Here is a 22,026-nt window from a genome sequence, read left to right as displayed (position 1 = left end):
TCCCCATACATTAAGGCATGTATCTCTTCAATTTGTGCAGGCTCTCCCGATTCGTGTCTGGATTATCCTTTTTCTCTCTCATGGAGCCGCAGGTAGAGTTCCGGGCGGCGGTCCCTCTCTACGGGAAACCGGGAACGTACTTCCAGGACCAGCGAGGGGTCGATCTCCGAAGCGACGATTGTTTCTTCCTCACCGGCCCTGGAGATAATCTTCCCCCAGGGGTTTGCCGTCATGGTCCCTCCGAGGTAGGTGTCGACCGGGGTGACCCCGGTGGTATTCACCCCAGCGACGTACATCTGGAACTCCACCGCCCGTGCCCGGATGAACAGTTCCCAATGCTCCAGCCTTGAACCCGGCCACGCGGAAGGGACCACGACGGCATCGACTCCCGCCCGCGAATAGGCTGCAAATATATCGGAGAACCGCAGGTCGTAGCAGATCGCGATCCCGAACGTCACGCCTCCCAGGGTAAAAACCGAGATATTGTCGCCCGGCCCGTACCAGCACTCCTCTCCGGCGGGCGAGAAAGGGTGGCATTTCGAGTACGCCGCGACCTCATCCCCTCCGGAATCGAACACCATCGCCGTATTCCTGGGGAGAGGAGAGTGTCGTTCGCGAAACGAACCCAGTACCGCGATGCCATATTCCTTCGCCAACCGGGAGAGTGTTGTTGCGATCTGACCGTCCCGGGCCTGGAGGTTCTTCCGGGAGGTGGGGTCCCACCCGGTGGCGAACTGTTCGGGGAATGCTACCAGCATCCCGTTGTTCGTCGCGGCTTTCGCGACGAAAATTTCCGCCTTTTCCAGCCCCTTTTTTGGATCTTCCCACACCGGGGACATCTGGACAGAGTGGAGCACCGGCATGAGCACTTATCCTCCCGCCAGAAGGGGAAACGTCGCCTTGATCCCGGTGACCACGAACTGCACCGCGATCGCGATGAGCAGCATACCCATGATCCGGTTGATCACCCGGAACTCACGCTGCCCCACTCTCTTCATGATCGCGTCGGACCGGATCATCATCAGGTACGTGATGAGAATGGCAACCACCACCGCTGCAAGGATAGCGATCGCCTGGACGTAATCTCCCACCGCTTCGTTCATCAGCACTATGGTGGTGGTGATCGCTCCGGGCCCGGCGATCATCGGGGTGGCGAGCGGCATCACCGAGATGTCCTCCGCATCGGTACTCTCATATTTCTCGGTGGCGGTCAGCTTGGTCCGCGAGATCTTTGCGTAGACCATCTCCATACCGATCCCGAAGAGGAGGATACCTCCGGCGATTCGGAATGCATCGAGGGTGATCCCGAAGAGCTGCAGGATTATCCCGCCTAATAAGGCAAATACGAGCAGGAGGATGAGGGCATAACGACACGACTCCTTTGCGACTTTCATCCGGGTCGGGTTGTCCGCCCCGGCGGTCAGGGAGACGAAAATGAGCGTGGCCGCGAGCGGGTTCACGATTATGATCACCGAAGAAAACGCGAGCAGCGTAAAGGTGACCAGGTCCCCTGCCATGGGGAGAGTATGGATTTTCCCTTTAATGAGACTGTTGGTGGGCTGTTCCGGCGTTTGTTTTCTCACATGATCTCTAAAAGCCGGGGTCGAGGTCATACGCAGGTTGAATACTGACGACGCTCCCAGGGGTGCCGTCCCGCTGCTGCGGCATTCCGCACAGGATATCTGTGGAAATGAATCGAATGCTGTTTATCTGTCTCCCGATCAAGTTCCGGGGCCGCCGCCGGGACGTCTTTTGGGGGTACATCCCGAAAAGTGGTGCAGGGTGATGGCTCGGAGAGCAGGATATGAGCGGACCGGATTTTCTCCGACAACGTTTCCGGGGCGGTCGCCCCTGCCACTGTGGCGAACCCCGACCGGATACCTGTGGTATTGACTAACCCGTCGTGACTCTCCACGCTTTACGGCCTAAGATCGCCGCCAAGGCGTCCTTCGGCGGCGGTACGTTACTGGAATCTTCCGCACCCGGCACTTCAGCTGCCCCAGGCACGAAAGTCTCGAAATAGGATTCGCAGGATAAACCCTGGTTTTTTTGGGGCCGGAGGCAATAGACAAGAATACATCCAAACAAAAAAAACAATAATAAAAAAATGAAAACCGGGGAGCGGTTTTCAGACGCGATCACTCGTAAAGGACCGGCTCGTCGATCCGCTTGTAGGCGACCAGCTCGGTCCCCGCGAAGTGAATCCCGATCTCGCGCTTCGCGCTTTCCGGGGAGTCGGAACCGTGCACCACGTTCCGTCCGATATCCATTGCCAGATCTCCCCGGATGGTCCCCGCGGCCGCTTCGGCCGGGTTGGTAGCCCCGATGATCGCCCGGGCCACTTTCACTACGTTCCTGCCCTCCCATACCATAAGGAAGCAGGGACCGCTGGTGATGTAGTGCTGGAGCGAGGGATAGAACGGCTTTTCCAGGTGCTCCTGGTACTGTTCCCGCACCCGCTTCTCCGGGAGCTTCTCGAGTTTCGCCGCCACCAGTTTCAGGCCTTTGGACTCGAACCGGGAGACGATATCTCCCACCAGCCCGCGGGCGACACCGTCAGGTTTCACCATGACGAAGGTGCGATCCATCTCCATCCCGGATCACTCCTTCCCGAGCGCCTTCCTTCCGGCCTTCGTCCAGGCCACCCGGCGCGGGGCGCGGCCCAGGCGCTGGTTGTTCTGGCACTTGCTGCTGCAGAAATAATACGTGGTGCCGTCCCGGCGCACATACATTTTGCCCGTGCCGGGTTCGACAGGCTCTCCGCAGAAACTGCAAATCTTGGTCTCCACCATCTTGCTTCACCTCCGTGAGAGCTTCTTCGCCTCACGCTCGGTCTCGATCAGCATCAGGATATCGCCTTCCCGGATGGGTCCCACGGTGTTCCGGGTGATGATCCTGCCCTTGTTGATCCCGTCAAGGATCCGGCATTTCACCTGCATCGCCTCGCCGTGCATCCCGGTGGACCCGATGACCTCGATCACTTCTGCCGGCACTGCTTCGTCTGCCATGGGCTACTTCACGCTCTCAGGTCGGAGAGCTGCTTTGCCAGCTCGTCGATAATTTCTTTTGCCTTGCCCGGTTTGACGACGGCTGCAGCAGTGGAGCCCACGTCAAGCCCGCTCGCGGTCCCGATGTCGTTCTGCTTGCTGATAAACACGTAGGGGATCTTCTTTTCTTCGCAGAGCGGGGGAAGGTGCATCACGATCTCTTCGGGTTCCACGTCTCCGCCGATCAGGACCAGAGTCGCGATGCTTCTCTCTATTGCTTTCGTCGCCTCGTTGGCCCCTTTCTTGATCTTGCCGGTGTCTCGGGCGATCTCCAGTGCTTCGAGCGCCTTGTTCTGGAGCTCTTCCGGGACTTCAAACTTCATGTACGATTTAGCCATAACTCACCTCATTCAGGAGTAGCGTTCTCCCTCATCACTCATCAGTCAGTGACGACGATGTGCTGTATAAATTCAACAGGAACGGAAATAAAGGTTTGCGAGATACCGTTTTTCACGCCGGAAATCCGGCCGTAACGGGAGCTGCCGGCCCATTTCCCGCGGGGAGAGCATATATCTGCACTCCTTCGCGGTTATAGATCTCTGTCAGGCCCGCCAGGTCGACACGGACCTGGTACTGCTCGCGTTCCGGGTTCCCCACGACGACCATGGTTGCGTTATACTTCCGCATCAGGTCAGCGGTCGCCCCCGGGTCCTCGTAAATGGTCTTGATGTCGTTGATCCGTTCCCCGTACCACCCCGAATCGTCGTTCCTCCACATGTACTCGTGGAAGGGCATCCCAATGATGGTGGGAAGTCCGGTGAAGGAGGAGATCCGCGAAAAGTAGGTATAGTCCCCTCCCTGGGCCTCGACGATCCCGAACGAACCGGGAAGGCTTCGGAGATAGTCCACTGCAAGTGCGTCCCCGGGGTATGCCGTCTTAAGGTAGTTGAGCCCGTCGAGAGATGCATCCCGGTAGGGGGAATCGAGGGGGACCACCAAGGGGCAGACCAGGAGGACGACCACCGCGATCACCAGCCCGATCCTGGTGACCACCGGCCGGATCTTTTCACGGGGGATGAATCTCCCGAGCACCTGGGCCAGCATTACGAACGAGGATGCACCCATCAGCAGCCAGGCGGCGATATAAAACTTGAAGATGGTGTTCATCCGGTAATAGACGTCCCCCATGTTGTCCTTGAAATAGAAGAACTCGGTGAGTATGATGATCACAAGGCCGAGCACCGCGAGGAGTTCGGCGGGCTTCTTCGCTCCCCGGGCGAGGAAATATGCGAGCGGGATCACCGCGATTGCCGCCCCGGGATACCCTGCGATGGCGAACGGGATGGCCACCAGAAGCAGGTACGGCCTTTTTATGATGTCCCCGGCGAGGTAGACGACGAAGAGGGCGATGAACAGGCCGTGGATAAGCAGGAACTCGAATGCCGGCGTGGGCGTGGTCACCAGCCCGATCCCCATGATCCCCCGGGTGTTGAACATGAAGTACGAGGGAAGGTAAGAGAGTACCGCGAGCACGGGGACCAGGACGAGGTACGAAGGTCCCGTACACACCCAGTTCAGGGGATGATACCAGTGGCCGCGGGAAGTGCCCGGTTGAGGTTCATCATTCTGAGCCGGGTATTTCCTGCTCCGGTACCACAGGATCAGCCCGGAGAGCACGGTGACAGGGGCGTAGACGATCACGTCCCAGGAGTTGATAAGGGGCATCGCCCCGAGCGACAACGATGAGAGCAGGACGATCGCCCACCGGGTCCGCCGGCCTGCGTTCTGCCAGTTCATCCAGGCGTAGACCAGCAGGAAGATCATGAACAGCTGGTTGAACATCCCTATCACATGGGCGTGTACGTCGCCCCAGAGGAACGAGAACAGGGGGTATTCCTGGATGGCATTGGGAATGGTCCTGGTGCTGTCCCAGAAGATCGCCCCGATCGCTTTTCCCTGGATGACCTGGTAGACGAACGAGGGGTTGACGATGAGCAGTGTGACCAGGGGGAGCCACCGGAACCGGTCGGTGAGCAGGTGGCCGAGGGCATAGAGGCTCACCGCCGCCATTCCGAGGACGGTGGGGAGCGCCAGGTTGAAGACGATGTTCGAGGGTATCCCGGTCACCACGCCGAGCGCCCCGAAGATCCAGTAGCCCAGGTAGTAATAGACGTCGAGCGTCCCGCCGAGGAACCACGGATCGAGCGGAGGCACCACCGGGGTACGCATGATGGAGGCGATGAACGCATGGTCCATGAACTTCTCCGCGTAAGATATGCTGGGGTTGACGAACCGAACTTCCAGCATGAACACGAAGAAGAGCAGGAACACCGCCACCCATTTCCATTCCCTCTTCAGCAGGGTCCAGGTGATCGTTCTCTTCCGGATGGCGTAGAGGAAGAGGGCCGCATTGGGGATCAGGGCCAGCTGAAGGGGCAGGGAAAACAACCCGCAATACCACGAAAGGAGGGTGAACGCAAGGAGCGAGGCGGGGAAGGCGGCCGGGAAGGCATAGTCTCCCAGCCATTTTTTCAGGTACGGCCAGAAGGAGAGCTGGAGGAGGAACACCACCCCCAGCCACACGATTACCGCCAGGAACTGCAGTTCATAGTCCAGATTTCTTCCCTCCCTCGAGTTCCCGGTTGAATGCGGACCGGATAGTATCCAGTACCCATCCGCCAAAGTAGTATATAGAGGCGATTCCACCGGCAAGGGTGACGAGGTTCTTGATCAGGTGGTCGATCACCGCGATCAGCGTGGCCTCAGCGGGGGACACGCCCGCAAGGGAGAAGGTAAGCGCCAGGGCCAGCTCGTAGGTCCCCACTCCTCCGGGGGTGAGCGGGACTGCCTTGACCAGGTTGCCGATCACGATCGCGAGCGCAATGACCGCGAAGGGGATCTGCTGGCCGAACATGAGCACGACCGAGAGGCACACCAGGATATCAAGCACCCAGGTGAGGATGGAACTTGCCGAGAGGAGCACCATCGACCTGATCGTAAGGGACGCCTGGCGCATCTGCTCTGCCATGGTCAGGACTATCTGGAGGTACTTGTTCCTGGATGCCAGTCTTCCGCTGACAAGAAGAACCCCGAAAAAGACCGCTCCGAGGACCAGGGGGACGATGATCACCGTAGTAAACCATTCCGGCACGTTCAGGACGAACGGCAGGGCAAGGGCCCCGATGAGCGCCACGGTGACGATGTCGAAGATCCGTTCTACTACCAGGGATGAAAGGCCCTGGGACACGGTCGTCCCTTTCTCATGCTTGAGAATGAATACCCGGACCAGGTCTCCAAGCCTCGCGGGAATGATCAGGTTTGCGGTCTGGGAGACGAAGATTGTGGCCGTCGAGAAGAAAAGACCGACCCGTATCTCCATCCCCTTCAGGATGACCTGGTAGCGGTACCCGCGGACGAACCAGGCAAGCAGGCATATGGCGACCGCCACCGCAAGGAACCCCCAGACGATATGCTCCAGGGCGATCAGGAGGTCGTCCCAGACGCGGTAGAGCATATACGCGATGATCCCTACCGCGATGATGGTAGGAATTACGACCGCACTAATCTTTTTCCACATGCAACTGCCACCAGAGGCGGAGGATCGCCCGACCCATTGATATCACGTCGTTTTTCCGCACCGTCGTCCCTTTCCCTTCGGTCCAGTGGACCGGGAATTCCAGGATACGGTATCCTTTCCTCTGGGCTCTTACCAGAACCTCCGTGTCCCAGAACCAGTGTCCGTCCTTCACCGAAGGGATCAGCGGCATCAGCCGCTCCCTGGAAAATGCCTTGAACCCGCACTGGTGATCATAGAGTCTGCTTCTCAGAATGAGCCGTACAAGAGTATTATACCCCCTGCTGGCGATCTCCCTTCCGCCGCTCCGGGTGATCTCGCTGTCCGGCATGAGCCGCGACCCCGTGGCGATATCGTACCCCTCCCGGATGGCCCCGATCAGCCGGGGAAGGTGCTGCATGTCGGTCGCAAGGTCCACATCGTAGTAACAGACAATAGTTCCATTGGATTCTGTAAAAGCACGATTTAATGCGGTCCCTCTTCCCTGTCGCGTGTCCCGGTGGAGCAGCCGGACCCTGGGGTCTTTCCGTTCCCATTCCCCGACCAGCTCTGCGCTCCCGTCCGTGCTCCCGTCCTCGGCGACGATCAGTTCGAAATTCTGGCAACAGCCTGAGAGTGTTTCGAGCGACTCGGGAATTGCCGTTTCCAACGCAGGCCGGTCATTGAAGACCGGGATCACCGCACTGACCTCGATTTCGCCCACGGTGATCACATCCGGCCTGCCAGTTCCGCCGCCTCGTAGCCCGCACGGACTGACCCTTCCATGCTCCGCTCGGGGTAATTGGGGCGGGAGAACATCCCGGCGATGAACAGCCCGTCCTGGGCATAATCCGGGAGCCGCTCGCGGTAACCTGTTGTATACAGCGGCCCGGCATACGGCTCCACCGCCATGTGCTGCCACCGGATCTCCTCCTCCCGGACCCCGAACCGCTTACAGAAGTCCTCCCGCATCACCCGGTCGTGGCGGGGCGGGAGTTCACCGGTGAAATATGACGCAAGATATACGAGGCGTTCGCCGTACCGGTCCACCGGTGCGAAGTTGGTGTGCGATACGACTGCGCCGTATGGTGCCGGATCCCTCATGTTCAGCCAGTACACCCCGTCGGTCACGTCGCGGTCGATGGCCAGGGTCATGCAGGCCGCTCCCTGGTACGGTACCGGTGCGAGCGGGATTCCGCTGATCCGGGCCAGTTCCTGGGGGGGGATGGTCGAGACGACCCGGTCGTAGTGCCTCCCGTTTACCATCCACCCGTCTCCGGTTCTCCCCATTACGGTTACCGGGTCGTTCAGCCGGAACGTGGCGTGTTTTCCGATCCAGTCCCCGAGAGCGTCGACGAGTACCTGGAACCCCCCGTTGAGATATCCCAGCCGTTCCCCGGAGAGTCCACGGTGGGACCGGATCGCGATCCTCGAGATCAGCCACGCCGCGGAGACGTCCCCGCTCCGCTCGCCGAATTTGCTCCTGAGGAGCGGCTCGAAGAATGACCTGTATATCCCTTCTCCTAGGTTGTCGAGCACGTAATCACGGGCCCGCACTCCGTCGAGTGCGTCAACGTCGAGTTTTTTTGCCCTGAGAGTGAGCATGGCGAGCCTGTATTTTTCGCCGAGGGTGAGGAACGGGTACCGGGCGATCTCCAGGGGAGTGTTGAGCGGGTACACCTTCCCTTCGACGTAATATCCACTGGTCCCCTTCAGCCATTCCAGGCGGTCCTCGATCCCGAGTTCCCGTATTAAGGCGAGAAGTGCATCGTCTCCCACGAAACAATGGTGATAGAATTTCTCTATCCAGTAGCGTTCCCGGTCATAGGACGCGAGACACCCCCCAAGGTGATCTCTCTTCTCCACGAGGTCCACCTCGTGGGATCCCGCCAGGCGAAACGCGGCGGCAAGACCGGTCAACCCTCCGCCGATGATGCAGATCTTCATGCCTTTCCTTCCTAATACTAATATGAAAATAAGGGAGAAAAAGGCTCCGCATCAGGTGAAAACCGGTATACGGGCTTTCGTAAATTCGCCTTTATAAGAAAGTATTTGAACTCACGGGCAAAATCTTCTTAGAAGATAATCACAGATTATCTGTGCAGCAACGGGGAGCTGGAGTTCTACTCATGAGGATATTTTTCATTGGATTCGGCCAGGCGGGAGGGAAGATCGTAGACATGTTCATCGAGCAGGACAAACGTCTCGGCACCAGCAGTTTCCGTGGAATTGCGGTCAATACGGCACGCACTGATCTCATGGGCCTGAAAAATATCGAGCTCAAGGACCGTATTCTTATCGGCCAGACGACGGTCAAAGGGCACGGTGTAGGCACGGACAATGCCGCCGGTGCAAAGATCACCTTCGAGGAGTCCGATGCGATCATCAGTGCCATCGACAAGCGTGGAACCCACGATGTCGATGCGTTCATGATCGTTGCCGGGCTTGGCGGCGGGACGGGTTCCGGGGGTACCCCGGTTCTCGCCAGGCAGCTGAAGAAGATCTACCGGGAGCCTGTGTACGTCCTCGGGATCCTCCCCGCCCCCGAGGAAGGAAGGCTCTATTCCTACAACGCGGCGAGGAGCCTCGCCACTCTGATCAAGGAGGCCGACAACACTTTCATCTTCGACAACAGCGCCTGGAAGAACGAGGGGGAAAGCGTAAAGAGCGCCTTCCAGCGCTTGAACGACGAGATCGTGCGCCGTTTCGGAGTCCTCTTCAGGGCAGGAGAGGTCGGTCGCGCCGGCGTGGGCGAGATGGTGGTCGACTCGAGCGAGATCATCAATACGCTCCGCGGCGGCGGGATCAGCTCCGTGGGGTACGCAGTGAGCGAAGTGGTCACCAGGAAGGGAAAGCCGGGAATGGGAAGCCTGATCGGGGGGATCAAGGGCCTTCGCAAGAAAGAAGCAAACGAAGAGGTTCTTCTCGGCGAGGACCGGACCGCAAAGATCATCTCCCTGGTCCGCCGGGCCATGCTCGGGCGTCTCACCATACCCTGCGACTATTCCACCGCCGAACGGGCCCTGGTGCTTGTCGCCGGGCCGCCGGGCGAACTCGACCGGAAAGGAATCGAGAAAGCCAAGAGCTGGGTGGAAGAGAATATCGCGGGGGTTGAGGTCCGTGGCGGAGATTACCCGGTTAACAGCAACTATGTCGCCGCGGTGGTAATGCTCGCCACGGTATCCAACGCACCCCGGATCAAGGAGCTCATGGAGATCGCCCGCTCGACAAAAGAGGACGTTGCACGATCTGCACAGGAACAGAAGCCATCCCTGGTGGCGGATGATATTGAACCATTGTTTGAGTGAATGAAAATGACCAGGTATTGGAAGATTCTCATCGTTTGTATCCTATTTCTCGGCATCGCGCAGGCAGCGTCTGCCAGCATTTCCGTATCGAATATTGCCATCACCCCGAGCGGTGACCTGGTATCAGGGCAGACCTCGGTGACCGCATCCTTCGTGGTCGATTTCATTGCCGGCGGGGGTGACACCTTCCCGAGCGAAGATACCCTGCAGCTTTCCACCGACCTGTCCAATGCGCACTGGACCAAGGTACTGCTCCTGGACGGAGTGGAAAATCCCCAACCCATCGACATCGGTCCCAATGTGAACATCAACGGGTGGACCCTCTCCTATCCTTCCAACAAGGAGGTCCAGCTGAAGGTCAGTCTTGAAGGAACAACGCCCACAGTAAGCCAGTCGGGGGAGATCACGGTATTCAAGGTAGCGGATCTCAATGCGAGGAACCAGGCGGACGCCAGCAGCCAGGTGATCAAGAAAAAGATGGTGCTCAACCCGTCCGAGATCACCTCCGCCATTCCCAAGCTGAAGACGGACCTTGCCGGGATCAAGGCAGTTATTGACCAGCTGAATGCCGACGGGGTGGACGTATCCGCGGCGGAGACCAAGTACAACGACGCGATGGCAAACATACAGAAGGCCGAATCGACCACCAATTACTCGAACGCCCAGACGTATGTCAGCCAGGTCCAGAAGTCGATAACCGATCTCAATACCCTGCTCAAGCAGTTGCAGACCACGGACGCGATCAACAAGGCGAGCGTTCCTATCGACCAGACGGACGAGATCATCACCTATTTCCAGGTCAACAAGAGCATGTCGAACGACGCCCGCCTCTCTCCCATCATCACCAAGAGAGAACGTGCGGCGGATCTTCTTGTAGACGCCCGCGACCTCTCTTCGCAGGGGAGCTACGATGAGGCTACGAATAAGGCGAACGAAGCCCTGGCCAAGGGTCAGGAAGCCCTTGCCGATGCCCAGGCCCTAAAAACCGAGGTCGATTCCAACCCCCTCTCGGGGATCGGTAATGCCCTCGGGGGAGCGGGTGGTGCGATCGGCGGGGTGCTCATCTATATCGGGGTAATCGTCCTGATCGTGGTGGTCGCAGTGGTTGGTATCGTGCTCTTCCGGCGCCGCCGGCGCTGGGACGAGCTGGGATAACCCTTATTTTCAATTATTTATTCGACCAGCCTGTTTTTTTCTTGTTGAACTCCACATCCGGGTTACACCGCAGTCCGGGGATACCAGGCACCAGGGAGACGACTTTTCAGAAATCCAGTCTCGTTTACCGGAATCGGGGGCTGTTTCTCCCTGGTTTTCAGAACACCTCGTCCATGCTTCCGGACCGGAACCCTTCGAGGTCGAGCGTGACGTAGATGAACCCGGTCTCCTTCATACGCCGCACTATCCATACCCGGTGTTCCATCGCCATTTCCATCTCCCCTGGGATCACTTCGACCCGGGCTACCGGGCCATGGGCCCTGACCCTGAACTGCGTGAAACCAAGTTCGCCGAGTACATCCTCTGCCCGACCGATCCTGGCCAGCAGGTCCGGGGATATGGATTCGCCGTAGGGGACCCGGGTACAAAGGCAGGAGAAGGGGAGCTTTTCAGCGAAGGAGAGCCGCATTATCCTGGCGATCTCACGTACTTCCGGTTTGGAGATCCCTGCGGCGATGAAGGGATGGAGGATCCCCTCCTCGTCACCGGCACGCTTTCCCGGCCGGCGTTCCCCCAGGTCGGAGGCATTCAGCCCGTCGGCAATGAACGAGTACCCGTGGTCCCTGGCATACGCGCTCAGGACGCCTGCATGATGTTTCTTGCACAGGTAGCAGCGATCAGGAGGGTTGGAACAGAACGCCGGGTCTTCGAGGAGCGGGACAGGGAGCACCTCCAGTCCGATTCCGATTGATTCCGCTATTTTGATCGCGGATTCGATCTCCCGTTCCGGGATAACCGGGCTTTTTAAAAGCACCGCAAGGGCGTCATCACCCAGCTCGTCCCGTGCCACCGCGGCCATGACCCCGCTGTCGACACCCCCCGAGAATGATATAATCATCGGCGAATGGTCTGCAAGGTATTCATGTAGCCTTCGCAATTTCTCATCGATTCCCGGACCGGTCATGGCTGTCGTCAAGATGTATAGGGGGGGATCCCTATAATTGAGACGGATAGCGGGGGACCTGGGCCCGGGCGTCGTCGAGAATTTTTCATTCTTTAAAAAAACCGAAACTGAATCCATTTCTTCAACAGGATAGTTCCGCCGCCCCCGAAGGGCGCCCCGGCGGCGGATCACATTACTACACTGAATTGAGTTAATCCACTCAAATCTTCTTTAACAAAATTGATATTGGGCATTTAACGGCCTTGTCTTTTCGCGAATATCTCTGGCCAAAGTGTAACCCGGCTGATATCTCCCAATCAATCGATAAAAAATCCTGGATATGCGACAGTCCAGACATTACAGTCGGGGGGCAATAGCTCCCGGGGGCGTCAGCGTATAAGAAATATCGGCTCTGTTGACATCTTACCATGTGACGTTCTTGGGGGCTTCGCCCCCGCCACTGCGGCAGCCCCCGGCGCGATATTTCTTGATAACACTACCCCGGGCTGAAGTCGCTTAATGTCAATTAAAAAAAAGATTCTGGGCCTGCGACAGTCCTGGCATATCCTGTTGGGGCGCCTCAGCGGCGGGGCGCAGTCCCTGGAGCGTCATATGCAATAGATTCGTGCTCTTATGCTACCCTGGCAAAGCCTCGAGAATATGATCATAAATGAAGGAGATCGAGGATGTCAACAGAGCCGAAATAAGGTAAAAATAGCAGGATAGGTGAAATCCGGAAAAAAAATCAATAGCAGCCCGTCGCGCTCGCGTTCCGGGTGAATACGTCTATGTTAATGCTCCCCAGTTTCCCATCCCGCTGGAAATAATACTCAGGTAACCGGGACTCCTGGTCGTAGATGGAGAACCAGTATGAGAGTTTGTAGGTCGCCTTGTCGTACCCGGGCAGGCAGGGATAGCTCTCCAGATCGTGGGTGATGATCATGTCGGGATTGACCTGCTCTATCGTAGTCTGGTCTACTATCTGGCCGTAGAACTTCATCTTGTCCCATTTATCGCCCCGGTAGTACCAGGGAAGCGGCCAGTAGTCTTTCGATGCGATCATTACCACGCTGGAGTTGTCGATCTGGGCCATCACCTCCCGCAACTCCTCGGAGTTTTGTACCTGTACGATCGGCTCGTTGATATCGCCCGGCGTAAATGCGACGTGCCAGGTCATGAACAGAAGGAAAATGATCCCGATCACCGCCACGATGGTCTTGTTCGGGGTCATAAGATAGACCGCGACGAAGATCATGGGGAGCAGCTGGTGGATTATCAGCCAGGGGACCTTTTCGCCGATGTAGGCATATGCCGCCATGGTCACCACCATCCACCAGATGGAGAACGCGAAGAAGAGTTCCTTCTTGTCCCACGGGACGTTGCCGTGACCCGCGTTTTTCCCGGTGACCTCATCGATCTCGAAGGTTTTCGCCGGTTCACGGTTCCGGTACTCCCGGATCTTCTCAATCCATCCGGGGAAGGGGTTGTGGCGGTCTATGAACTGCATGATCCCGAAGATGGCCAGGATGAAGATCGGCACCTCGTAAAGGAGCAGCAACAGGATGTAGAAATACGGCGGCCCGCAGATACGACACGCTTCATGCATTGCGGTCCAGTGGTTCCACGCCTTTATGAGCCCGGTATACAGGATCTCCCATTGCCCTCCGAACGATGAGTAGAATGCGACGATTATCGCACCTGCTACGACGAGCCCCAGGATAAGATCCCGTTTCCAGGTGGGAGGAAGGTGGATCTTCCGTCTCCACCACAGGAAGATGGCGAAAGTGATCAGGATGACCAGGAAGAGCGGCATATCCTCCTTGAGCGTCATACCGCCTCCTACGGCGAGGCCCGCGACAAGTGCGAACCAGAGCTTCTTTCGCTCCAGGTAATAGAGGAGTGCCACCACGATCAGCAGGGTGAAGAAGAGCTGGAATATGTCGTGCCGCAGGAACCGGGAGAAATAGACCAGGTCGGGGGAGACCGCGACGAACGCCGCGGCGACAAGGCCCTGGCGGGCGTCAAGGTATCCCAGCCGGTAGATTGCATAGACCAGGGGGACCAGGAGCGCCCCGAACAGGGCGGGAAGTATCCTCGCTACCAGATCGGACTGGCCGAAGAGGTAGAACATCCCGGCGGTGACGTAGTACAGGAACGGCCCGTGATACATGGGGTCATACGTGTAGGACCCCTTGGTCAGGAGATCGTAGGAAAACCAGGCATGAATCGACTCGTCGTGATGAAACAGTTTCAGGTCCAGGAACAGGAACCGCAGTAGAAAGGTGAGAATAAAAATTAAAATAAAGAGATTCTCGACTGAGAACCAGCGCGTTAACCTCGGATATGCAGCGCTCAACTGCGGGAGTCCTCCCTAACTCTCGAGAACTATCTCGATTCCGATATCTTTCGGTACCTGGGTGCGCATAAGCTGGCGAAGTGCACGCTCATCCGCGTCGATATCGATCAGTCTTTTATGGACTCTCATCTGCCAGCGGTCCCATGTCGCGGTCCCCTCTCCGTCCGGACTCTTGCGGACGGTGACCACCATCTTCTTGGTCGGCAGGGGGATCGGACCGGCCAGATTGACACCCGTTCGTTCAGCAATCTCCTTGATTCGTTCACAGACCATCTCAACTTTCTTGTAGTCTGTACCGGTCAGGCGAATTCTGGCCTTCTGCATTATGGTCACCAAAAAAATATTGGGTTATCTCATCTGCTTGGGCGTAATTGCGATGCACATTCCGGCTGCAATGGTTGAGCCCATATCCCGGATTGCGAACCTGCCCAGCTGAGGGAGTTCCTTGACATTCTCGATTACCATCGGCTTGGTCGGCTTGATCTTGACGATGGCTGCGTCACCGCTCTTCAGGAAGGTGGGGTTCTCTTCCTTGGTCTGCCCGGACCTGGGGTCGAGCTTCTTCTGCAGCTCGATGAAGGTGCAGGCAGTCTGTGTGGTGTGGCAGTGGAACACCGGGGTGTATCCCACGGTGATGGCGCTGGGGTGCTGGAGCACCACGATCTGGGCGGTGAACTCGTCCGCAACCGTCGGCGGTGCATCTGCGGGTCCGCAGACGTCGCCACGCCTGATGTCACCCTTGGCGATACCACGCACGTTGAACCCTACGTTGTCGCCGGGAAGTGCCTGGGGGATCTCCTCGTGGTGCATCTCGATGGACTTGACCTCGCCTTCCTTGTTGGCCGGCATGAAGGAGACCTTCATTCCCTTCTTCATTACTCCGGTCTCTACGCGCCCTACGGGCACGGTGCCGATACCGCTGATGCTGTAGGCGTCCTGGATGGGCAGCCGGAGCGGCTTGTCGATCGGTTTCTCGGGTTCCTTAAGGGTGTCCAGGGCCTCGAGGAGTGACGGGCCGGTGTACCAGGGAGTTTCGGGAGCCTTCTTGGAGATGTTGACCCCTGCGAGTGCGCTGGTGGGGATGAACAGGATCTCCGCGGGCTTGTACCCGACCATCTGCAGCAGCCCGGACAGGTCCTTCTTGACCTCTTCGAAGCGCTTCTGGTCGTACTTTACCGCGTCCATCTTGTTGAGTGCAATGATGATCTGGTTGATACCAAGGGTCCTCGCAAGGAAGACGTGCTCCTTGGTCTGCTCCATCACACCGTCAGGGGCTGCGACCACGAGGATCGCGGCATCGGCCTGGGATGCACCGGTAATCATGTTCTTTACGAAGTCTCTGTGCCCGGGGCAGTCCACCACGGTGAAATAGAACTTCGGGGTGTCGAACCTCTTGTGCGCGATATCGATGGTGATACCTCTCTCACGCTCTTCCTTGAGGTTGTCCATAACCCATGCAAACTCGAAAGTCGCCTTGCCCTTGGACTCGGCCTCCTTCCGGTATCCCTCGATGATGTGCGCAGGGACGGTTCCGGTCTCGAACATCAGCCTGCCGACCATGGTTGACTTTCCGTGGTCGATGTGTCCAATGACCGCCAGATTCATGTGGGGCTTCTCACTTGCCATAACATACCTCCTATAAATACCCGACTGTCAGAGTACAGCCTATTTATGCGAGTATAACTTATTGGAAACGGATCCATATTAATCATTTCGATGGGCGCTATTTTGAGGGATTTCGCCAAATAATGCGCAGAACCGACACTCTGATATCCGATGGATTAAAATGTTAGCTCCAGAGTATGAAGACACTGACTATTCACCGGGACGAAAAAAATATCCGCGCGGCGGTGGAGTGCGCCACCGGGGAAGTACAGGTCTACCGCGCCTGTGCCTATTGCCTCCACTGCAAGGGGATCCGGGTGGGAGCGAGGGTGTACCCGGCACCCCAGGAGAAGGCGATGCAGGACATGTCCCGGGGCCGAGGGGCCGAGGACCTCCTGCTCAACGCCCAGCTCCAGTTCAATACCCTTGTCCGGGACGGCTTCGCCATCGAATGCGACGACGACGAAAATAAGGGATTCAAATCGAGATAACGGGGACCGTAGCGCTACTCTGTTCCGTTCCCCGAGAATTTCTCCGGCGGTGCATCACCGATCAGTGCAGATTCGGGGATCTGGTCCCGTATTTCTTTTTGGAACGTTTCGAACTGGATCTCGTCCATCTGGTCCGAGAGGAGCCTCCCGCTCCATGCCCTCCGGTAGACCCAGTTAATCACTTTCTCCACCACCCCTATCGCGGTCTCTTCCGAGTTAACCGCGACCAGTTCCCTGCCGATATGGGGGTGGCGGCCCCTCCGCCCCCCGATCATGATCAGGTACTGCTGGCCCGAGGTCTTCAGGAGGTCGAACGGGCACGAGCGCACGCAGGTCCCGCACTGCACACACCTGTCCGGCTCCAGCGTCGAAATCCCCCGTTTGATGATGATCGCCGATTCCTTGCAATACTGGGCGCAGGTCCCGCATCCGGTACACATGCCCGGGACCCGCACCGGCGCCATCCTTCCTACGATCCCGATCTCGTTGAGCATGGGGCTGGTGCAGGCGTTGGGGCAGGAGGAGATAGCGATCCTGACCTTGACCGGCATCTCCTTTCCAAAAAGCCTCCGGTCCAGCTCCTGTGCAAGGTGGATGGAGTCGATATTCGCGAAGACACATCGCTCCAGCCCGGGACAGGAGATGATGTTGACCACCTCATCCCGCTCGGAACCCACAGGAGTCCCGTTCGCGGCGAGATCGGCGGCGATCTCCTTCAGCACCGAGGGGTCCATGTGAGGGATCTCCACGGTCTGCCTGGTAGTGAGGTGGAGATCCGTTACCCCGTTCTTCTCGGCGATATCCGCGAGCCCCCGGAGCTGGTCGGTAGTCACCACTCCGGCCGGTATCCTGGTCCGGATCGTGCAGAACTCGGGGTTCCGCTCGGTGATCACCCCTCCCTTCATGTGAACGCCCTGGTTCGGAAACATCAGATCTAGGTTCCGGGCATCAGTCTTAATAGGTTGCAACCCGGAATCAGGCCAGAATAAGGGCCGCGAGGATTACCGCCCGGGTGATCTCGTTCGCCGCCCCGGCAACGTCTCCGTTTACCCCGCCGAAGAGCCTTGACGATAGTGCAACAAGTGCGAGCGGAGTGACGACCGCCAGTACCATTGCAACGGAAACCGCAACCGTGTTCACCGGGAGGAAGAATAGCGGCAGGAACAACAGGACCGAGAGGAACGGGAAATACTTCCTGGAACGGGCATGCATGTAGGACTGGATCCCTTCCCGGAACGGGCTGCCGAAGGTGGTTACCACCGACATGGCGAGCTTCGCCCCCACCTCCGCGATGAGGATGGCGAAGGCGGGAACACTTGCGGACAGGAGTCCGGCAAAAGCGATGAGGGAGAAGATCAACCCGAACGCGACCCCTCCTGCTCCCACGTTCCGATCGGTGAGCGCCGCGATCCGTTTCTCCCTGCTCCCGTGTGCCATCATCCCGTCCCCGAGATCGATTAACCCGTCGAAGTGGTTGCAGCCCGAGAGGAGCAGCACCCCCGCCAGGGCGAAGGCCGCAGCAAGGCCATTGTAGGGCACGAAAAAGATGACGGCGCCGACGATACCACCGATGAGCCATCCGGCAAGAGGGTAGAGGTACGACCGTTTCGCAAACGCCTCGAAGTCCGCGGGCGCTCCCAGGGGGAGCACCGTGGTCCACTGGAACAGGGCCTTTACAGAGGCTGGAAACATTCGCTGTAGAACCTGGAAGTGCACCCGGCGATAAGCCCGGCCACCGCGTCGTCCAGGAACGGGCCCAGGGTCTTTAAAATTCCGGGTTTTTTCTGGTCGTAACGGGTAAACTCAAACCGGGCGTAGGTCCCGCCGATGCATTCGGCAATTGCCATGCCGATGATCTCGTCGCTCAACAGGAAGACCGGGTCGTCCTGGATCTCGGAGTTCTTCCGCTTCCAGTAGAGCTCGTCCTCCAGCAGGATCGCGCCAAGGAGGAGCGAGGAGACGTTGGGATCCCCGAGGGCCCGGCTGATCTTCTCCCGGATCCGCGGGGCGGCCTCCGCGGACTCCATCCCGTGGGGAACATAAAGCTCCATCGCGGTGGCGACGATGATGTCCATGGTGACTCCCTTCTCCTCCAGCCTCTGCTCGATCTCAAACATCATACTTACGTCGCCCCGGGTGGTGATTAGGGTTGCCAACCGCATGGAGAGCATTTATGGGAAAACCGGGCCAGATATATAAGAAAGAGGCCCTACATGCCGTTTATCTCCGGAGTTCCCCGTATCGCTACCAGGCAACCGCTCTTCTCTGCAGTCCTTGCCAACACCCTGCTCTCTACCGTACCCGGGATCTCCGGCGCCGGCCCGAGCCCGGAGAAGACGCTTCTCACCCCCGTCCTGGACGCGGAACTGATTACCTTGGGAGAGATCACCAGCATGCCGGTGAAGCCGAACACCCCTACCGGATGCCCCACACCGGCCTCCATCACCCGGTCGATGATGGAACTCTCAGGCCTGCACGCCCTGTTCATCAACGCGGGGCTGGTGCACCGCCCCACGGTTCCCTGCCTGGATGCCTACGGGGAGCCCGGGGGCGATCCCAGGTTCGCCGATGCGGTGCCCAGGGCGGAGGAACTGTTCGGCCGCGGGAAAGCAATTGGAATGTTCCTCGGGCGGGTAAGCGACCTGCTGGTGCTCGGGGAGTGCGTCCCGGGAGGGACGACCACGGCGATGTGCGTCCTCCGGGGTCTCGGGTACCACGCGAGGGTAAGCAGCAGTTTCTCGGAAAACCCGGTACGGATGAAGGAAGAGGTATGGGACGAGGTCATGCGGCGCCTTGATGCGGATCCAGGGGACGGACCGCTCGACGTGGTGCGGGTCTGCGGTGACCCGATGATCGCCCTCTCGGCGGGAATTTATTCCGCGTATCAGGGAACCCTCATCCTCGCGGGTGGGACTCAGATGCTCGCGGTGGCTGCCGTGGCAAAGAGGCTCGGTCTCCCGGCCCCCCGGGTGGTCACCACCTGTTACGTGAGGGACGATGCATCCGCAAATTTCGCCGGCCTTGCCGGGGAGATCGGCGCGGAGGCATATTACGTGGACCCGGGTTTCGGTGACCTCGGCCATTCCGGCCTCGCCCGTTACTGCATCGGGGAGGTTAAAGAGGGAATGGGGGCAGGAGGAGCGATGTTCCTCGCCGCGCTCCTCGGGCACTCCCCTGAGGCCATACGGGAGAAGATATTTGAATTTGTGCGGTTCTATGACTAAAACAGGTCTTATAATCCCAGAATAACAAGTGATATACAATGCTTCCCATATTCGTGGTGAATAATTTCGGGCAGTTCAACCATCTCATCCAGCGGATGCTCCGTGACCTCGAGATCGAGGTGCGGATGGTCGCCAATACCCTGCCGCCTGAAGAGGTCGCGGGGGGGTGCAGGGGGATCATCCTCGGAGGAGGCCCGACCCTCGACCGGATAGGGAACGGCGCGAGGTACCTCGACCTGGGCCTGCCGGTGCTCGGGATCTGTCTCGGGCTGCACACTATTGCCGTCTCCCGCGGTGGGTCCGTCCACCCGGGAACCTCCGGAGGATACGGCCACGTGGACGTCGAGATCCTGGAACACGACGAGATCCTTGCGGGGTATCCGGACCGGATCCAGGTGTGGGCCTCCCATGCCGACGAGGTGGAGAAGGTCCCTCCCGGATATATACGGCTTGCACGCTCCTCCATCTGCGAGAACGAGGCCATCGCCGACCCTGACCGGCATATCTACGGGCTTCAGTGGCACCCTGAGGTGAGCCACACCCCCGACGGGAGAAGAGTCTATGAGAACTTCGATCGCATCTGCAGGGAGCATGGATCCTCGTAGCATTGAATTCCCGTTCCGTCTTCACGTCCCCCGGACGGAAGGAGCGCTGGCGGACCTGATCCGGGCCCTCGGGTTCTCCTGTATCCGCTGCGGGGAGTGCTGCCGGGCAAAATCAGGGGATGAGCATCTGGTGCTGGTAAGCCCGGACGAGGTGCGGGAGATCGCCGTGGCCGGCGGGGGCTCCTGGGAATCGGTCGCAGAACCGTTCCCCTGTTTTACCCCCCACGGATCCGCGGGTTCCCACACGTTCGAATGGTGCCTGCGGCGGGAAGGGGACCGCTGTCGTTTCCTTCGCGAACGGGGAGGCTTCCCTGCCTGCAGCGTGTATCTCTCGCGTCCCTGGATCTGCCGCACCTATCCGTTCGTGCTAGAGGGAGAAGATCTGCTGGTCTACCCCTGCCCCGGGCTGTCCCGGGCAGAGGCGACGATGGAGGCGGAAGCAATGGCCGCAGATCTCCTCGCCAGACAGTGTTTCGAGCGCGAAGAAGAGGAACGTGTCAGGAAGGTCTTCGAGGGAAGTCCCCTCCCGCAGGGCAGGGTCGTGATCGACGGCGATGGAATGAAGGTGCTGCATGGGTGAGATCAGGATCGTAGGTACCGCCCACGTCTCCCAGGCGAGCGTGGACGAGGTGAGAGAGGCTATCCGGGACTATAAACCCGACGTGGTGGCGATCGAGCTCGACCAGGGACGGTATGCCGCCCTGAAAAAACAGGTCCACGACCCCTCGGTGAACGAGGTCCTGGAGGCCAAGAACTTCACGCAGCTCCTGGTGCAGTGGGTCCTGGCATACCTGCAGCGGCGTATCGGGATGGACATGGGAGTGGAGCCGGGCGCGGAGATGAAGGCCGCCATTGAGGAATCGGAGGCGACCGGAACGCCCCTTGCACTGGTTGACCGGGACATCCGGGTCACCCTGCACCGCTTCTGGCGATCCCTCTCATTTTTCGAGAAGATCAAGATGTTCTATGCTCTTGCAGCCTCGGTGGCCACGGTCGACGGCCAGGAGATCGATGTTGAAGAGCTCAAGCAGCAGGACATGATCTCGGTCGCCATGGAGGAGTTTCGTAAGTTCTCTCCCAACGGGGCCCATGCGCTGATCGATGAGAGGGATGCGTATCTTGCGTATAACCTTGACCGGTTGCGGCAGGGCCACGAAAAGGTGCTCGCGGTGATGGGGGCCGGACATGTCCAGGGAGTGGAGCGCTATCTCGCCGCTCCTGATACCATCCCGCCTCTTGAAGGGCTTGTCCAGGATGTCAAGACCCGGCGATGGGGCCTGATCTTCGGAGTCATTGTCACGGCGCTGTTCGTTTTCCTGCTGGCGACGATCGCGTTCTCCGGTGTGGGCCTGGAAGTACTGGGCATGGCACTCGTCTACTGGGTCCTGATCCACGGGGTGCTCACCGCCGCGTTCACCCTGCTCGCCCGGGGTCACCCGCTCTCTGCCGCCACCGGGTTTGCCGTCTCCTGGCTCACGGCGTTGAACCCCCTGATCGCGGCCGGATGGTTCGCCGCAATAGTGGAGGCGAAGATCCGGAAGCCGGCACCCTCGGACTTCCGGAAGATCTTCGAGGCGGAGAGTTTCTCGGCAATGATGAAGATCCCGCTCTTCCGGGTGGTCATGGTAGCCGCCCTCGCGAACCTGGGGTCGACGATCGGGACGATCGCATATTTCTTCTTCATCTTCCCGGTACTCGGAATCGACCCGGCGACGGTCATTTCCCAGGGGCTGGCCAACATGTGGCTGGCCATCACCGGGCTCTTCGGCCAGGCATAACCCCGGCCGGAGAAAAGTTTT

General features: G+C 58.9%; 24 protein-coding genes. 7 read left to right on the top strand and 17 right to left on the bottom strand.

The features are described 5' to 3' along the window. Window positions 1-62 precede the first annotated feature (62 nt). The 10 genes from J2741_RS04815 to J2741_RS04770 all read right to left on the bottom strand — a co-directional run bounded on the left by J2741_RS04815 (window position 63) and on the right by J2741_RS04770 (window position 8,487). A complete protein-coding gene (locus J2741_RS04815) occupies window positions 63-863 on the bottom strand; it encodes a nitrilase-related carbon-nitrogen hydrolase (protein WP_209673882.1) in 801 nt (266 codons plus the stop codon). 6 nt (window positions 864-869) lie between these two features. Beyond that, entirely contained in the window at window positions 870-1,517 is a 648-nt protein-coding gene (locus tag J2741_RS04810) for a MarC family protein (protein WP_209673881.1), read from the bottom strand. Window positions 1,518-2,138: 621 nt separating this feature from the next. Then, window positions 2,139-2,588, bottom strand: a complete 450-nt coding sequence (gene ndk, locus J2741_RS04805) for a nucleoside-diphosphate kinase (protein ID WP_209675519.1) — start codon at window positions 2,586-2,588, stop codon at window positions 2,139-2,141. Between the two features lie 12 nt (window positions 2,589-2,600). Then, window positions 2,601-2,792 (bottom strand): 50S ribosomal protein L24e, encoded by a 192-nt coding sequence (locus J2741_RS04800; RefSeq protein WP_209673880.1) that lies wholly within the window; start codon window positions 2,790-2,792, stop codon window positions 2,601-2,603. A 6-nt stretch (window positions 2,793-2,798) separates the two neighbouring features. Then, window positions 2,799-3,008 (bottom strand): 30S ribosomal protein S28e, encoded by a 210-nt coding sequence (locus tag J2741_RS04795; RefSeq protein WP_209673879.1) that lies wholly within the window; start codon window positions 3,006-3,008, stop codon window positions 2,799-2,801. An 8-nt stretch (window positions 3,009-3,016) separates the two neighbouring features. Next, complete coding sequence (gene rpl7ae / locus J2741_RS04790) at window positions 3,017-3,385, bottom strand: 50S ribosomal protein L7Ae (protein WP_209673878.1); 369 nt, start codon at window positions 3,383-3,385, stop codon at window positions 3,017-3,019. A 112-nt stretch (window positions 3,386-3,497) separates the two neighbouring features. Further along, window positions 3,498-5,669, bottom strand: a complete 2,172-nt coding sequence (locus tag J2741_RS04785) for a DUF2298 domain-containing protein (protein ID WP_245249407.1) — start codon at window positions 5,667-5,669, stop codon at window positions 3,498-3,500. Beyond that, entirely contained in the window at window positions 5,593-6,564 is a 972-nt protein-coding gene (locus J2741_RS04780) for a lysylphosphatidylglycerol synthase transmembrane domain-containing protein (protein ID WP_209673877.1), read from the bottom strand. The genes J2741_RS04785 and J2741_RS04780 overlap by 77 nt, the downstream gene beginning before the upstream one ends. Next, on the bottom strand, window positions 6,548-7,264 hold the full coding sequence (locus J2741_RS04775) for a dolichyl-phosphate beta-glucosyltransferase (RefSeq protein ID WP_209673876.1): 717 nt from the start codon (window positions 7,262-7,264) through the stop codon (window positions 6,548-6,550). The genes J2741_RS04780 and J2741_RS04775 overlap by 17 nt, the downstream gene beginning before the upstream one ends. A gap of 5 nt (window positions 7,265-7,269) precedes the next feature. After that, window positions 7,270-8,487: an NAD(P)/FAD-dependent oxidoreductase gene (locus J2741_RS04770; protein ID WP_209673875.1), complete on the bottom strand. Its 1,218-nt coding sequence runs from the start codon at window positions 8,485-8,487 to the stop codon at window positions 7,270-7,272. 182 nt (window positions 8,488-8,669) lie between these two features. On the opposite strand from J2741_RS04770, the gene J2741_RS04765 reads away from it, so the two are divergent. Then, entirely contained in the window at window positions 8,670-9,848 is a 1,179-nt protein-coding gene (locus tag J2741_RS04765) for a tubulin/FtsZ family protein (RefSeq protein ID WP_209673874.1), read from the top strand. 6 nt (window positions 9,849-9,854) lie between these two features. Next, complete coding sequence (locus tag J2741_RS04760; RefSeq protein WP_209673873.1) at window positions 9,855-11,003, top strand: hypothetical protein; 1,149 nt, start codon at window positions 9,855-9,857, stop codon at window positions 11,001-11,003. A gap of 157 nt (window positions 11,004-11,160) precedes the next feature. Here J2741_RS04760 and larE read toward each other — a convergent pair whose 3' ends face one another. The 4 genes from larE to tuf form a co-directional block, all read right to left on the bottom strand. Further along, window positions 11,161-12,084 (bottom strand): ATP-dependent sacrificial sulfur transferase LarE, encoded by a 924-nt coding sequence (gene larE, locus J2741_RS04755; RefSeq protein ID WP_394357416.1) that lies wholly within the window; start codon window positions 12,082-12,084, stop codon window positions 11,161-11,163. A gap of 607 nt (window positions 12,085-12,691) precedes the next feature. Next, window positions 12,692-14,302, bottom strand: coding sequence for a flippase activity-associated protein Agl23 (locus J2741_RS04750; RefSeq protein ID WP_209673871.1), 1,611 nt, complete (start codon window positions 14,300-14,302; stop codon window positions 12,692-12,694). A 15-nt stretch (window positions 14,303-14,317) separates the two neighbouring features. Further along, window positions 14,318-14,626: a 30S ribosomal protein S10 gene (gene rpsJ, locus J2741_RS04745; protein ID WP_209673870.1), complete on the bottom strand. Its 309-nt coding sequence runs from the start codon at window positions 14,624-14,626 to the stop codon at window positions 14,318-14,320. A gap of 24 nt (window positions 14,627-14,650) precedes the next feature. Next, window positions 14,651-15,928 carry a translation elongation factor EF-1 subunit alpha gene (gene tuf / locus J2741_RS04740; RefSeq protein WP_209673869.1) on the bottom strand — a complete coding sequence of 426 codons (1,278 nt, stop codon included), beginning with the start codon at window positions 15,926-15,928 and terminating at the stop codon, window positions 14,651-14,653. 176 nt (window positions 15,929-16,104) lie between these two features. Between tuf and J2741_RS04735 the strand changes: the two genes are divergently transcribed. Continuing rightward, on the top strand, window positions 16,105-16,398 hold the full coding sequence (locus J2741_RS04735) for a hypothetical protein (RefSeq protein WP_209673868.1): 294 nt from the start codon (window positions 16,105-16,107) through the stop codon (window positions 16,396-16,398). Between the two features lie 14 nt (window positions 16,399-16,412). Here the strand turns inward: J2741_RS04735 and J2741_RS04730 are convergent, their stop codons facing one another. Genes J2741_RS04730 through J2741_RS04720 form a run of 3 tightly spaced genes read right to left on the bottom strand, consistent with a single transcriptional unit; the run spans window position 16,413 to window position 18,515 of the window. Further along, on the bottom strand, window positions 16,413-17,327 hold the full coding sequence (locus J2741_RS04730; RefSeq protein WP_209673867.1) for a 4Fe-4S dicluster domain-containing protein: 915 nt from the start codon (window positions 17,325-17,327) through the stop codon (window positions 16,413-16,415). A 46-nt stretch (window positions 17,328-17,373) separates the two neighbouring features. Then, window positions 17,374-18,090 carry an adenosylcobinamide-GDP ribazoletransferase gene (cobS, locus tag J2741_RS04725; protein ID WP_209673866.1) on the bottom strand — a complete coding sequence of 239 codons (717 nt, stop codon included), beginning with the start codon at window positions 18,088-18,090 and terminating at the stop codon, window positions 17,374-17,376. Beyond that, window positions 18,072-18,515 (bottom strand): phosphatidylglycerophosphatase A, encoded by a 444-nt coding sequence (locus J2741_RS04720; RefSeq protein WP_209675516.1) that lies wholly within the window; start codon window positions 18,513-18,515, stop codon window positions 18,072-18,074. The genes cobS and J2741_RS04720 overlap by 19 nt, the downstream gene beginning before the upstream one ends. Window positions 18,516-18,611: 96 nt before the next feature. Here J2741_RS04720 and cobT point away from each other — a divergent pair, with 96 nt between their 5' ends. The 4 genes from cobT to J2741_RS04700 are packed head-to-tail and all read left to right on the top strand — an operon-like array spanning window position 18,612 to window position 22,005. Further along, window positions 18,612-19,622, top strand: coding sequence for a nicotinate mononucleotide-dependent phosphoribosyltransferase CobT (gene cobT, locus J2741_RS04715; RefSeq protein WP_209673865.1), 1,011 nt, complete (start codon window positions 18,612-18,614; stop codon window positions 19,620-19,622). A gap of 38 nt (window positions 19,623-19,660) precedes the next feature. Further along, a complete protein-coding gene (locus J2741_RS04710; RefSeq protein WP_209673864.1) occupies window positions 19,661-20,227 on the top strand; it encodes a GMP synthase subunit A in 567 nt (188 codons plus the stop codon). Continuing rightward, window positions 20,184-20,807, top strand: coding sequence for a YkgJ family cysteine cluster protein (locus tag J2741_RS04705; protein WP_209673863.1), 624 nt, complete (start codon window positions 20,184-20,186; stop codon window positions 20,805-20,807). Before J2741_RS04710 ends, J2741_RS04705 begins: the two co-directional genes overlap by 44 nt. Next, window positions 20,800-22,005: a TraB/GumN family protein gene (locus tag J2741_RS04700; RefSeq protein WP_209673862.1), complete on the top strand. Its 1,206-nt coding sequence runs from the start codon at window positions 20,800-20,802 to the stop codon at window positions 22,003-22,005. Before J2741_RS04705 ends, J2741_RS04700 begins: the two co-directional genes overlap by 8 nt. Window positions 22,006-22,026: the final 21 nt, after the last annotated feature.

It is taken from the genome of Methanolinea mesophila (assembly GCF_017873855.1).
Taxonomy (GTDB): Archaea; Halobacteriota; Methanomicrobia; order Methanomicrobiales; family Methanospirillaceae; genus Methanolinea_B; species Methanolinea_B mesophila.
This window is presented reverse-complemented; position numbering and strand designations above follow the sequence as displayed.